Origin of the sequence: Duganella rivi (assembly GCF_009857435.1) — a bacterium.
Lineage (GTDB): Bacteria > Pseudomonadota > Gammaproteobacteria > Burkholderiales > Burkholderiaceae_D > Rugamonas > Rugamonas rivi.
In genome coordinates, this window is record NZ_WWCK01000001.1 from 106,076 (window position 1) to 119,800 (window position 13,725).

9 protein-coding genes are annotated in these 13,725 nt (G+C 63.4%); all 9 read right to left on the minus strand.

The features are described from left to right. Nucleotides 1-2: 2 nt before the first annotated feature. Nucleotides 3-392: a RidA family protein gene (locus GTP45_RS00475; RefSeq protein WP_161012668.1), complete on the minus strand. Its 390-nt coding sequence runs from the start codon at nt 390-392 to the stop codon at nt 3-5. Further along, nucleotides 392-1,552, minus strand: a complete 1,161-nt coding sequence (locus GTP45_RS00480; RefSeq protein WP_161011932.1) for an acyl-CoA dehydrogenase family protein — start codon at nt 1,550-1,552, stop codon at nt 392-394. The genes GTP45_RS00475 and GTP45_RS00480 overlap by 1 nt, the downstream gene beginning before the upstream one ends. Further along, the gene (locus GTP45_RS00485) at nt 1,552-2,352 is read right to left on the minus strand and encodes an enoyl-CoA hydratase family protein (protein ID WP_161011933.1); all 801 of its coding nucleotides are present in this window, start codon (nt 2,350-2,352) and stop codon (nt 1,552-1,554) included. The genes GTP45_RS00480 and GTP45_RS00485 overlap by 1 nt, the downstream gene beginning before the upstream one ends. A gap of 10 nt (nt 2,353-2,362) precedes the next feature. Next, nucleotides 2,363-2,836 (minus strand): MarR family winged helix-turn-helix transcriptional regulator, encoded by a 474-nt coding sequence (locus tag GTP45_RS00490; protein ID WP_161011934.1) that lies wholly within the window; start codon nt 2,834-2,836, stop codon nt 2,363-2,365. After that, the gene (locus GTP45_RS00495) at nt 2,826-5,111 is read right to left on the minus strand and encodes a bifunctional salicylyl-CoA 5-hydroxylase/oxidoreductase (RefSeq protein ID WP_161011935.1); all 2,286 of its coding nucleotides are present in this window, start codon (nt 5,109-5,111) and stop codon (nt 2,826-2,828) included. Before GTP45_RS00495 ends, GTP45_RS00490 begins: the two co-directional genes overlap by 11 nt. Nucleotide 5,112: 1 nt before the next feature. After that, a complete protein-coding gene (locus GTP45_RS00500) occupies nt 5,113-6,729 on the minus strand; it encodes an AMP-binding protein (protein ID WP_161011936.1) in 1,617 nt (538 codons plus the stop codon). Nucleotides 6,730-6,810: 81 nt separating this feature from the next. Further along, complete coding sequence (locus GTP45_RS00505; protein ID WP_161011937.1) at nt 6,811-7,524, minus strand: response regulator; 714 nt, start codon at nt 7,522-7,524, stop codon at nt 6,811-6,813. A gap of 89 nt (nt 7,525-7,613) precedes the next feature. After that, entirely contained in the window at nt 7,614-12,512 is a 4,899-nt protein-coding gene (locus GTP45_RS00510; protein ID WP_229258287.1) for a two-component regulator propeller domain-containing protein, read from the minus strand. Between the two features lie 37 nt (nt 12,513-12,549). Next, nucleotides 12,550-13,725, minus strand: coding sequence for a patatin-like phospholipase family protein (locus GTP45_RS00515; RefSeq protein ID WP_161011939.1), 1,176 nt, complete (start codon nt 13,723-13,725; stop codon nt 12,550-12,552).

A 13,725-nucleotide genomic window follows, 5' to 3' on the forward strand; every position in this document is an offset into this window, starting at 1 on the left:
CGTTACGGCACGACGGCGGTCACCTCGATCTCCACCTTGGCGCGGTCTTCGACCAGCGCCATCACCTGTACCGCGGTCATTGCCGGGTAATGCGCGCCGATGATTTCGCGGTAGGCGCGGCCGATTTCCTTGTAGGCCGCGACGTATTCGTTCTTGTCCACCACGTACCAGGTCATGCGCACGATGTGCTCCGGCCTGGCCTCCGCTTCCTTCAGCACGGCGACGATGTTGAGCAAGGCTTGCCGCGCCTGGCCCGCGAAATCGTCGGTGTGGAACACGCCGTCGCCGTCCCAGCCTATCATGCCGCTGACGAATACCATGCGGCCAGTGGCGGCGATGCCGTTGGCATAGCCGCGTGGACGCGCCCAACCTGGCGGTTGCAATATCTCCATCATGTCTCCTTCAGCAGCTCGCGCGCGATAATCAATTGCTGCACCTCGGTCGCGCCTTCGTAAATGCGCAGCGCGCGGATTTCGCGGTACAGGCTTTCGACGATCTGGCCACTGACCACACCGAGGCCGCCGAACATCTGCAGCGCAGCGTCGATCACCTGCTGCGCGGTTTCGGTGGCGTGCAGTTTCGCCATCGCCGCTTCTTTCGTTACCTTCCCGCCCTGGTCGCGCTGCCACGCGGCGCGGTAGGTCAGCAAGGCCGAGGTATCGATGCCGGTCGCCATCTCGGCCAGCTTGGCCTGGGTGAGCTGGAAGTCGGCCAGCACCTGGCCGAACATCTGGCGCTGCGTGGCTCGCTGCAAGGCCTCGTCCAGCGCGCGCCGCGCAAAGCCCAGCGCCGCTGCCGCCACCGAGGTACGGAATACATCCAGCGTCGCCATCGCCACCTTGAAACCCTGCCCTGCCTCGCCCAGGCGCTTGGCGGCCGGGATGCGGCAGTTAGTGAATTGCAGGCGCGCCAGCGGATGCGGGGCGATCACGTTGATGCGTTCCGCGATGCTGAAGCCGGGCGTGTTGGCATCTACGATGAAAGCGCTGATGCCGCGCGCGCCGGGCTGCTCGCCGGTGCGGGCAAACACCACATAGAAGTCGGCAATGCCGCCGTTGGAGATCCAGGTTTTCTCGCCGTTTAAAACATAGTGGTCGCCATCCAGCACCGCTGCACACTGCATCGCCGCGACGTCCGATCCGGCCTGTGGTTCAGACAACGCAAACGCCGCAATCGCTTCACCACGCGCCACGCGCGGCAGGTACTCGGCGCGATTAGCCTCGCTGCCGAATAAGCTGATAGCACCGGAGCCCAAGCCCTGCATGGCGAACGCAAAGTCGGCGAGACCGTTGTGGCGCGCCAGCGTTTCGCGGATCAGGCAAATGGCGCGGGTGTCGATGCTGTCGCTTACGCCGCCGTGCGCGGTACCGCCGATGGCGTGACGCAGCCAGCCGCCCTCGCCCAGTTGGCGCACCAGTTGGCGGCAAGCCGCATCCACGTCCTGCTCATGGCCGTGCGCGATGCGCTGCGCAGCCCATGCATCCAGCGCCTGTTCCAGCGCGGCGTGGCGCGGTTCGAAGAACGGCCACGCGAGATAATTTTTATCGCTCATTAATTGCCCTCGAATTGAGGTTTTTGCTTGGCGACGAAGGCGTGATAGGCGCGATGGAAGTCCTGCGTCGCCATGCAGATGGCTTGCGCCTGCGCTTCCGCTTCAATCGCTTCGTCCACGCCCATATTCCATTCTTGTTGCAGCATCTTCTTGGTCATGCCGTGCGCGAAGGTTGGGCCGCTGGCGAGCGCTTGTGCGTAGTCGCGCGCCGCGTCCAGCAAGGCTTCCGGTTCTTGCACGCTGTTGAAGAAGCCCCAGCGCTCAGCCTCCGCGCCCGACATCGAACGCCCGGTGTATAGCAGCTCCGCCGCGCGTCCCTGCCCGATCACGCGCGGCAGCAGCGAGCAGGCGCCCATATCGGCGCCGGCCAGGCCCACGCGCGTGAACAGGAAGGCGGTCTTGCTGCGCGCCGTGCCGATGCGTATGTCCGATGCCAGCGCGAGAATCGCACCGGCGCCCGCGCACACGCCGTCCACCGCCGCGATCAGCGGCTGCGGGCAGGCGCGCATGGCTTTCACCAGGTCGCCGGTCATGCGCGTGAAGGCCAGCAGGCCGGGCATATCGAGCTTGGTCAGCGGGCCGATGATGTCGTGCACGTCGCCGCCGGAGCAGAAGTTTTCGCCGGCGCCGGTCAGCACCACGGCCTTGATCTCGTTATCGTAGGCCAGCGCGCGGAACAAGTCGCGCAGCTCGGCATAGGATTCAAAGGTCAGCGGATTTTTACGCTCCGGGCGGTTCAAGGTGAGCGTGGCAACGCCGCCGTCTACCTCGAATAGAAAATGCTTGGGTGTGTACTGCATGGTGATTCCTTTAGTTCAGTTGCTGCTTGATCGCGGACAGCATGTCGATCAGTTGTGCCTTATCGGCGCTGGAGACGCCTTGCAGCAGCTCCTCGATCCAGCTTTCGTGTTCTGCCGCCATGGTGGCGAAGGCTTTGCGGCCGGCCGGCGTTAGCTTGACGCTGTAGGCGCGGCCGTCTTTCGGATCGGGCACGCGCACCACCAGCTTTTCCAGCTCCAGCTGATCGGTGATGCCGGTGATGTTCCCGCCCGTGACCATCATGCGCTTGGACAGCTCGCCCATGCGCAGGCCTTGCGGATGGCGTTCCAGCTGCGCCATCAAGTCAAAGCGCGGCAGCGTGATGCCGAAGCTGGAACGCAAGCGGCTGCGGATCTCGTTCTCGATCTTGACGGTGCACGACAACATGCGCAGCCACAGTTTCAGCGACTGGTGGTGGTCTTGCGTCAGGCGGCTGGCCAGATCCAGTTGTTCTTCATCTTCCATAATTTCCTCGTGCCAGATTGCGTTCCATTTGCTGTTTGCCGGGCAGGTATTGCTTGGGCCAAGCGGCTGCGGTGTAGCCGATGCGCGCAGCTTCGGCGAGTGTCCATGCCGGATTGGCCAGGTGCGGCCGCCCCACTGCGCACAAGTCGGCGCGGCCGGCGGCGATGATGCTGTTGACGTGATCCGCTTCAAAGATGGAGCCGACGGCGATGGCGCCGATGCCGGCTTCGTTGCGGATGCGGTCTGCGAATGGCGCCTGGAACATGCGGCCATACACGGGCTTCTCAAGTTTGCTGACCTGGCCGGATGAGCAGTCGATCATATCGGCGCCGGCGGCTTTGAACAGGCGTGCGATGTGCACGGCGTCATCCGGCGTGATGCCGCCTTCTACCCAATCGTGGGCGGAGATGCGAACGCTCATCGGCTTGTGCGACGGCCATGCGGCACGCATCGCTTTGAAGATCCTCAGCGGATAGCGGCAGCGGTTTTCAAGACTGCCGCCGTATTCGTCACTGCGTTGGTTGGTCAGCGGCGAGATGAAGGACGATAGCAGATAGCCGTGGGCGCAGTGCAGTTCCAGCCAGTCGAAGCCTGCTTCCTCAGCGGCTAGCGTGGCGCGCACGAAATCCTTTTGGATGCGATCCATATCGGCGGCCGTGATTTCGCGCGCAGTTTGCGAGACGCCTTGCAGGTATTGCTGTGGCGAGGCGGAGAGCAGCGGCCAGTTGTCTTTTTCCAGGGGCTGGTCGATGCCGTCCCACATGGCGCGGGTGGAGCCTTTGGCGCCGGCGTGACCAAGTTGCAGCGCGATGGCGGCGTCGCTGTGCTGGTGGACGAAATCAACGATGCGTTTCCACGCCTGCGTGTGTTCGGGCTTGTACATGCCGGGGCAGTATGGCGTGATGCGGGCATCGGCGGAGACGCAGGTCATTTCGGCAAAGACCAAGGCAGCGCCACCCAGCGCGCGCGCGCCGAGGTGGGCCAGATGGTAGTCGCCAGCGACACCGTCTACAGCGCTGTATTGCGCCATCGGCGAAACGGCGATGCGGTTTTTCAGCGTGAGGCCGCGTACCGTGTAGGGCGTGAACATCGGCGGTACGGTGGTGGCTGCTGCCCCGGCGCGCTGGGCGAACCAGCGTTCATAGCTGGCGACGTAGGCGGCATCGCGCAATCGCAGGTTTTCGTGCGACAGGCGCTGGCTGCGGGTCAGCATGGAGTAGGCAAACTGCGGCGCTTCCATCGACGTGTAGCGCTCTACGTTCTCGAACCATTCCATCGAATTGCGTGCCGCGCTTTGCAGCTTGAGCACTTCCACTGCGCGCAATTCTTCATACGCCGCCAATGCGCTGCGCGCGTCGGCGTGCGCGCCGAAACAGCGCGCCAATTCAATCGCATCTTCCAGCGCCAGCTTGGTGCCCGAGCCGATCGAATAATGCGCGCTATGCGCGGCATCGCCCATCAGCACCACCGGCACGTTGCCGTCCCAATGCACCCACTTGCCGCACACAATGCGCGGGAACGTAATCCACATCGCCGAGCCGCGCAGGTGCGACGCGTTGGACATCAGCTTATGCCCATCCAGCTGTTCTGCAAACAAACGCTCGCAGAACGCAATCGATTCCTCCTGCGTCATCGTCTCCAATCCCGCTGCGCGCCATACCGATTCCGGCGTCTCAACGATAAAGGTCGAGGTATCGGCATCGTACTGGTAGATGTGCGCCTGGAACCAGCCATGCTCCGTCTGTTTAAACGCAAAGGTGAACGCATCAAACTTCTTGCGCGTGCCGAGCCACACGAAGCGGCAGCGGCGCGGCTCTATCATCGGCTGATAGCTGTCCGCGTAGCGCGCGCGGATGCGGCTATTGAGGCCGTCAGAAGCAATCACCAGATCAGCGCCATACTGCGCATAGTCGGTCAGCTCGGTCTCAAACACCAGCTCCACGCCCAACTCCTCGCAACGATGCTGCAAAATGTTGAGCAAGTGCTTGCGTCCAATACCGCAGAAACCATGGCCGCCCGATGTCACCTTCTGGCCCTTGAAGAACACGTCGATATCATCCCAGTGATTGAAGGACGCTTCAATCGCCTGCGCGGTCGGCGCATCCGCTTCCGTCAGGTTACCCAGCGTCTGGTCGGAAAACACCACACCCCAGCCAAACGTGTCGTAGGGACGATTGCGCTCCACCACCACGATCTGGTGAGCCGGATTCTGTTTTTTCATCAGCAGGGCAAAGTACAAGCCTGCCGGGCCGCCGCCTACGCAAAGTATCTTCATCTCATTCACTACGCAATTTAAAGCGTTGCAGCTTGCCGGTTTCGGTGCGCGGCAAAGCATGCAAGAATTTCACCGAGCGCGGATATTTGTATGGCGCGATCTGCGCCTTCACAAACTCCTGCAGCTGCACCGCCAACTCCGCCGAGGCCTCAAAGCCGGCACGCAGCACCACGTGCGCTTCCACAATCTGTCCGCGTTCCTCGTCCGCCTTGCCGACCACGCCGCACTCCGCCACCGCCGGGTGACGCAGCAACACGTCCTCCACTTCCGGGCCGGCGATGTTATAGCCGGCCGAGATAATCATGTCGTCCGTGCGCGAGCGATAGTAGAAGTAGCCGTCGGCGTCCATCTCATACGCATCACCAGTCAGGTTCCAGCCGTTCAGCACATAATCGCGCTGTCGCTCATCGTCCAGGTAGCGGCATCCGGTCGGGCCTTTCACCGCCAGCCTGCCGATCACGCCCGGCCCCACCGGCTTGCCGTTCAAATCAAGGATGCAAGCCTGGTAGCCCGGCACCGGCTTGCCGGTCGCACCGGGCCGCGCCTGCTCGCCGGCTGCCGAGATAAAGATGTGCAGCAGCTCGGTCGCGCCTATGCCGTCTATCATCACCAAGCCGGTGGCCTGCCGCCAGCTTTCGCGCGTGGCCGCCGGCAGCGCCTCACCGGCCGACACGCTCTTGTGCAGGCTCGATAAATCATACTGTCCCGCCACCACCGCCATTTGCCGGTACAAGGTCGGGGCAGTAAAGCACACCGTGGCGCGGTATGTCTCTATCGCTTTCAGCAGGGTTTCCGACGATAGCTTCTCCAGCAGCACGGCCGTCGCACCAACGCGCAGCGGGAATAGCAGCAAGCCACCGAGGCCGAAGGTAAAGGCCAGCGGCGGCGTGCCGATAAACACGTCGCTGCGCTGCGAGTGCAGCACCGAGCGCGGGAAGCAGTCGCAAATCACCATCACGTCGCGATGGAAATGCATGGTGCCTTTCGGGACGCCGGTGGTGCCCGAGGTGAAGCTGATCAGGCACACATCGTCGGCCGCCGTATCGACTGAGTCGAAGTGCGCCGGCTGCGCCGCCATCGCCGCTTCCAGCGTATCCGGCGCGCTGCCCTCGCCGCCGAACCACAGGGTATTGCCACGCGCCGCTTGCGGTAGCTCTGCGGCTTCCAACTCCACGCGCAGACAATCGGCGCACAGCACCGCATTGACCTGCGCCTTGTTGGCTATCGTGCCGAGTTCACGCGCGCGCAACAGCGGCATGGTCGGCACGGCGATCAAGCCGGCCTTGATCACCGCCAGTATGCACGCCGCCATCATGGGATTGTTCGCGCCGCGCAGCAGCACACGGTTACCCGTCTCCAGCTTCATCGGCCCGCGCAGCACGTGGGCGATGCGATCCACCTGCTCCATCAGCTGCGCGTATGTCCATTCGATTTGCGCGCCGCGCAGGGCGATGCGTTCGGGCGCGCAGCCTTCCAGCAGCGCGGCCACGCAATTGAGGCGCGGCGGGTACTGCAACTCGGGCAAGTCAAAGCATAATTCCGGCCACAGTTCCGGTGGCGGCAGGTGCGCGCGCGCGAAATCGTCCGTGTAAGCACTGGCAGTGAGAGGTCTAGTCATGATCGCCCTGAAGTTGGAAGTCGAAAGTGATCCGCTGCACAGCGGATCACTTTAAACTTAAACTATCTCAACATCAAGTGTTTATGCTGCTTCCTGCCGCACGAGACCCGACTGGTGTACCACGGCGCGCACCACATCCGACAGCACCGCCTGCACCGCCTCGTTGGACAGCTGGCCCGGCGCGATGCTTTTCAACGCCGCAGCGGCGCCGTGCAGGCCGAGCGTGACGCAGCCCGCATGCAGGCGATCGATGCGCACCTGCGCCTCGCTTTGCTCCCCCTTGGCCAGCATGGCTTGCAGATCGCCGCCGGCGGCGGTCAATTGGTTCTGAAAACCGCTCAGGTAAACCAGCAGGCGCTCGCCGTTGATGCCAAGGCGGCGCAGCGTTTCAGCCGGCGCTTCGGCTTGATGCTCGTAGCCGTTGGCCGCTTGATCAAGGAAATTGACCAGGTGGACGCGCACCTGCTCCGCTTGAAAGGGCTTGACGATGTAGCCGGTGGCGCCGGACTGGGTGGCTTCTTCCACCGTGTCCTTGTCGTTGGCCGAGGTCACCAGCACGAACGGCATGCTGTTGATCTCAGGATGCGACTTCACGCGCTGTAGCAGCTCCATGCCGGACAAGCGCGGCATGCGCAAATCGCAAAAGCAGATGGCGGGACGCAAGCCTTCTTCCAGCTGCCGCCATGCATCGGCGCCGTCTTCCGCTTCAACGATGTCAAAACTGCCGCAGCTATCGATCAGGTGCATCAGCACCATGCGCGAGACGACATCATCGTCCACTACCAGAACTTTCATGTGGTTCCTTGTGTCGTTTTGTCATGATCTTACATCAACCAGCTTTAGATGCAATGTCCTACACAAGAAAGATTGCACCTGATTGCACCTTACAGCGTGCTAGCCGCGCGCACCTGCTCCAGCAAGCGGCGCAGCTGCGGCATGGCCGTCTCCACTTGCTGCCAGTTGCCGTGATCCGCTTCCATTTCAAGATCACCACACAACGCTTGCAGCTCCTGCTCTTCCAGGTAGCCGGCGCTGCCCTTCATGCCGTGCAGCAGGCGCCCCGCCACTTCGCGGTCGCGTTGCAGCAGCGCGTATTCAAGGTCGGCCAGGCGCAGCGGCGCATCCTGATTGAACACGCTGCGCAAGCGGGCTTTCAAATCGCTAGCGCCACCGCTGTGCTGCGCCAGGCGCGAAGTCTCCAGCGACGCCGGCGCCACGCCGAACATGGAATCCAGTTCCGGGGTGCCGAGCGCAGGATGACGGCGCGGCTGCATGCGCGGCAGCTGGAAGCCGCGCTGCAACTGGCGCTCAATGGCGCGGCTTAACTGGAAGTGCAGCTTGTCTTCATCAATCGGCTTGGTCAGGAAGTCATCCATGCCGGCAGCGAGGTAGCGGCTGCGGTCTTCTTCGCTGGCGTTGGCGGTCAGCGCGATGATCATCAATTCCTGGTCACGCACCGGTGCGCCATCCGGCCCGCCCGAGCGGATCAAGCGCGTGGCGCTGGCGCCGTCCATTTCCGGCATGCGGCCATCCATCAGGATCAGATCATAACGCGAGAGCGAGCAGGCTTTCACGGCCAGCGCGCCATTTGCCGCAATATCCACCTTATGGCCGAGATCTTCCAGCATCATGCGAATGATGATTTGATTGGTCGGGAAGTCTTCTGCGCACAGCACCTTCAATTGATGGCTGTGCGGCTCGCGCGGCACGTGCGGCACCACCGGCGGCGCCACGCCATTCGGCAGCGGCAGCTCAAACATGAAGACACTGCCCTTGCCCGGCGTGCTGACGGCGTTGATGCTGCCGCCCATCAGTTCCACCAATTGGCGGCAGATCGCCAGGCCGAGACCCGTGCCGCCGTAACGGCGCGTGGTGGAAGCGTCGGCCTGCTCGAATTGCTGGAACAGGCGCGGGATGGCGTCTGCCTCGATGCCGATGCCGGTATCGGCGACGCTGAAGCGGATGCGGTTATGCTCGCCCTCGTCCGGCACGCATTCGACGCGCATCTTGACCGAACCTTGCTGCGTAAATTTGAAGGCGTTGCCGACCAGGTTGACCAGCACCTGCCGCAAGCGGGTTGGATCGCCGACCACGAACTGCGGCAAGCGCTCATCAAACTCCAGGCTAAAACCAACGCTGTGCGCTGCTGCCTGTTCTTCAAACAGGCTCACCACGTTCTCCACCGCCGCCGACAGCGAGAAGTCGATATTCTCAATCGTCAGCTTGCCCGCTTCGATCTTGGAGAAGTCCAGCAAGTCGTTAATGATGGACAGCAGCGACTGCGCATTGGCCTGCCCGCGCAAAATCTGCTCGCGCGTGCCGGCCGCCATGTGCGGATCGCGCAGCGCGAAACCCAGCATGCCGATCACGCCGGCCAGCGGGGTGCGCATCTCGTGGCTCATATTGGCAAGGAATTCGGATTTCTGGCGCGTGGCGTCTTCCGCCTTTTGCTTGGCGTAGCGCAGGCGCTCCTCGTTATCCTGCAAGGCGCGGTTGGCCAGCGCCAGCTCCTCGGTGTGCAAGCGCACCTGGCGTTCCTGCGCCATCAGCTGATCCTGCGTCTGGCGCAGCGTTTGCAGCGTGTCTTCCAGCTGCTGGTAAGCGCGCGCGTTTTCCAGTCCGGCGGCGGCGTGAGAGGCCAGCGTTTGCAGCATGTCCATGTGCACGCGCTGATAGGCGTTGCGCTCCGTGCTTTGCACGCACAGCAGGCCGACCACGCGGTCGTTGATGACCAGCGGCGCGTACATCATCGAGTGCGCCTTCGCCACAGGCTGGCCGTCTTCGCGCACGCACGGCACCAGCGACTCCAGCCCGGATTCGTCCATGTAGTCGCGGTACTCCTTGCGGAAGTCATTGATGAAAATCGGCTTGCGATGTGTAAGGCACCACACCGCCAGTTGGTTAGGCTGATCCAGCCGGCGCTGGTACGGCAAGGTGCGCACGCCGCCTTCAATCGCAAACGGGAAGTCGATCACGCCATCGTCCTCGCGCACGAAGCCGATGCCGAAGATCTGCGCGTTCATCAGGTGATTGACGTGGCGGTACAGCGTCTGCATGGTGGTTTCCATGTCCAGCGACGCGCTCATCTCGCGGCCCAATTCGCTGAGCACCGAGATGTTGCGGTGGGCCTGCTCCACTTCTTCCTTCTGGCGCTCGGTGTCGATGCGGCGCTGCTCGGCCTCGGCGCGCTGCGCTTCCGCTTCCAGGCGGCGCCGTTCCAGTTCATGCTTCTGCTGTTGCAGCTGCTGGTTCTTATGCTCGACTTCCGCCGTGCGCGAGCCGACCAGGTGCTCCAGGCGCCACTGCTGGTGGCGCAAGGCGCGCACGCGCGCGTGATAGGCGGCGTAAGCCGCACCGGCAGCGATCAGCGCCAGCAGGGAACGGAACCACCAGGTTTTCCAGAACGGCGGGCGGATGGTGATTTCCAGCGTGGCCGCATTGTCGTTCCAGATGCCGTCCTTGTTGGCGGCCTTCACGCGGAACACGTACTTGCCGGGATCAAGATTGGTGTAGGTGGCGAAGCGCTTGGTGGAATCGGTGACTACCCAGTCTTCATCGAAGCCCTGCAGCTGGTAGGCAAAGCGGTTGCGCTGCGGCGCGGCGTAGTGCAAGGCCGCGAACTCCAGCGAAAACACGGAGTCCGCTTCCAGCAAGGTCAACGCGCCGGTGTGTTCGATGGCGGTTTTCAGCACCTCGCCATGCTCGCCCTGCCCCGGCTTGAGCGACTTGTTAAAGATCTGGAAGTCGGTAATCGCCACCGTCGGCGCCACGCTGTTCTCGCGCACCTCGGCCGGCGAGAACGCGGTGATGCCGTTAAAGCCGCCGAAGTACAGCGTGCCGTCCGGCGTGCGCAGGGCTGCGCCATCAAAGTACGCGCCCTCGATGGTGCCGTCTGCGCCGCTGTAATTGCGCACCAGTCCCGTCTCAATATTCAAGCGTGACAAGCCGCTGTTGGTGCTCATCCAAAGATTGCCGGCGTCGTCCGGCAGGATGGAGGCGATGGCGTCGTCGGCGATGCCGTCCTTGCGCAGGTAGCGGCGGAACTTCACGCTGCCGTCCGCCGATACCTCCATCTTGTTCAAGCCTGCCGCCGTGCCGACCCAGATCGCGCCGCGCGCATCTTCGTACAGGTAGTGCACCTCGTCGTGACTGAGGCTATGCGGATCGTTCGGGTCGCGCCGGTAGTGGCGGAATTTGTCGGTCTTGCGGTCCAGCAGATCGAGGCCGTTGAAGGTGCCGATCCACAGCTGGCCATTGCGGTCTTCCAGTATCGGCCGCACCACGTTGTCCGACAGGCTGGCCGGATCGGCAGGATCGTGGCGGAAGGTGCGTGACTCCAGCGTGTTCGGATCGAGCCGGTGCAAGCCGCCGCGCGAAGCAATCCACAGCACGCCGCTGCGGTCGCCAACGATGTTGCGGATGGTGTCGCTGGCCGGATCACCGCGCACGAAGGACACGGCGCGTATCACGCCGGTCGCCAGGTTCAAATGATTGATGCCAGCCGGGCCGCCCAGCCAGATATTGCCGTTCTTCTCGCGCCACAGCGTGGTCACCTGGTCGTCGCTGATGCTGTTGGCGTTCTGCGGATTGTGGCGCCACACTTTGCTCTCGCCGGTGACAGGATCGTACAGATTCAAACCGCCGCTGCTGCCCAGCCACAGCTTGCCGCGTCCATCGGGCAGGATGCCGCGTATCTTATTGTCCGACAGGGAGTTAGGCTGGTCGGCCTGCCGCACGATGCGCGCGAAACCACCGCTGCCCATATCGACGCGGCTGACGCCATCGTTCCAGGTGCCGACCCAGAAAGTGCCTACGCGGTCGCGGTACATGGCGGAGATTTGATTATCGGCCACGCTGTGCGTGTCGCTGACTTGATGGCGATACTGCACCAGCCGCTCTTCGCCCGGCAGCCAGCGGAACAAGCCGTCGGCCAGCGAGCCTACCCACAGATTGGCTTCCCCATCTTCGTACAAGGTGGTGATGCTGACGCCGGGCTTGAGTCCCTCGCGCGCACCGAGGCGGCGGCGCTGCGGCTCGGCGCCCAGCAAGCGCCATTGCTCAAGGCCCGCTTGGGTGCCGACCCACAATGTCTGCGCGCTATCGACTTGCAGCGCGATGACGGAGTTGAATTTACTGTCGCCGCTGGTGTCGATGGCGTAGTGCTGGAAGCGCGTGCCGCCCGGCGGCAGCATGTCCAGGCCGGACGCGGTGCCGACCCACAGGCGCCCTGCCGCATCGCGCGCCAAGGCATTCACATGATCGTTGGCTAGGCTGCCCGCATCGGAAGGATCGTGATGCCAGCTGGTGAAGCGCTTGCTGGCCGGGTCGAAGTGATGCAGACCGTCGGCGGTGGCAACCCACAGGCCGCCCAAGCCATCATCAACAATCGCGCGCACGTGGCGGTTGCCGTTGCCGCGCTGCGCCGATTCGCGCGGCAGAAAGTGCGTGAAGGTCTTGGTGGCTGAATCGTAGCGATCCAGACCGCCGTCGGTGCCTACCCACAGCTGGCCGGAGCGATCGAGATGCAGCACGCGCACCCAGTTGTCGGCAAGGCTGTGCGGATCGGAGATGGCGCTCTTGTAGGTGATGGTGCGGTAGCCGTCAAAGCGCGTCAGGCCTGCCTGGGTGCCGAGCCAGATGAAGCCCTGCTTGTCCTGCGCGATGGCCAGCACGGTTTCCTGCGCCAGTCCATGTTCAACGCTCAGCTGCTCGAAGCGCAAGGTGCGCGGCGGCGCGGCGGCCGATGCGCCCAGGCTCCACAACAGCAGGAGCGGCAGCAGCATTCGGCAGCAGAGACTTTTCAAGCGCAGCATTAAATAATCAGGATTCAAAGAAGGCCAGCACGTCGCTCTTGCGCGCATGGGTGTCGCGCTGGCCGAGGCGAATCAACTCGCAAGTGTAGGTGGATTCAAATAGCAGGTAGGAGGCCAGTGCCGCGCCGCGCGCCTCAGTTGCGCCGATACCGGACAACATGGTGCGGATCGGCGCCGGCAGGCTGGCAATGTGGCGGCTGGCGATATCGTCCAGACGTTCGGACGGCGCGATCACCAGCAGTTCGACCGGTTTAAGCGGCGTCTTTTCCAGGTACTCGGGCGGCAGCATGGACAAGGTTTTGTTGACGCGCTCCAGCCGCTCGATATCGACCGCCAGGCTATCGAGGAAGATCGACGACATAGCGTGGCCGGCGATTTGCGCCAGGCTCGGATAACGCGCTGCGTTCTTTTCGGCGGCGCTGCGCGGCGGCTCGGTCAGGCGTCCGGCGCCGACCACCAGCACCTTGCTGGCGCCGAGGTGAATCGCCGGCGAGATCGGCGCCAGCTGGCGCATCGAACCATCGCCGCAGTATTCGCGGTGGCCGCCCATGTACAGCGGCGTGGCCGGAAAAATAAACGGGATCGCCGACGATGCCAGCAAGTGCTCGACGCCGATCTGGTCTTGCAGCGCCACGCGCTGCATGCGGATCCACGGCGCGATGTCGGCGGCGGTTTGGTAAAAGGTCAGGTGATTGCCGCCGGTGTAGGACGAAGCGGTAACGGCCAGCGCATGCAGCAAGCCTTCGGACAACACCGCGTCGAGGCGCGGCAAATCCAGCATGCGGTGCAGCAGGCCGACCAGCGGCGTGTTGTCGAGCAGGGAGGCCGGCGGCGCGGCGCGCCACTTGCGCAGCAGCCAGCCGAAGGACAACAGGGACAGCCAGCGCGCGCCGGAGCGGATCACGCCCAGCGAATCGGCGCGGTAGACTTCTTCCACGGTGATGTGCTGCCAGACGTCGAGCAGCTTTTGCACGCCCTCGCCGAAGTTGTCGGCGCGGCAGGCCAAGGCCGTGGCGTTGATCGCACCAGCGGAGGTGCCGCAAATGATATCAAAAGGATTACGGGCCGGCGGCCAGCCCTCTTCCCAGAGAATTTCCGAAATCGCCTGCAGCACGCCGACCTGGTAGGCGGCCCGCGCACCGCCCCCGGTCAGGATCAAGCCTGTTTTCTTTTGTAGTCCCAT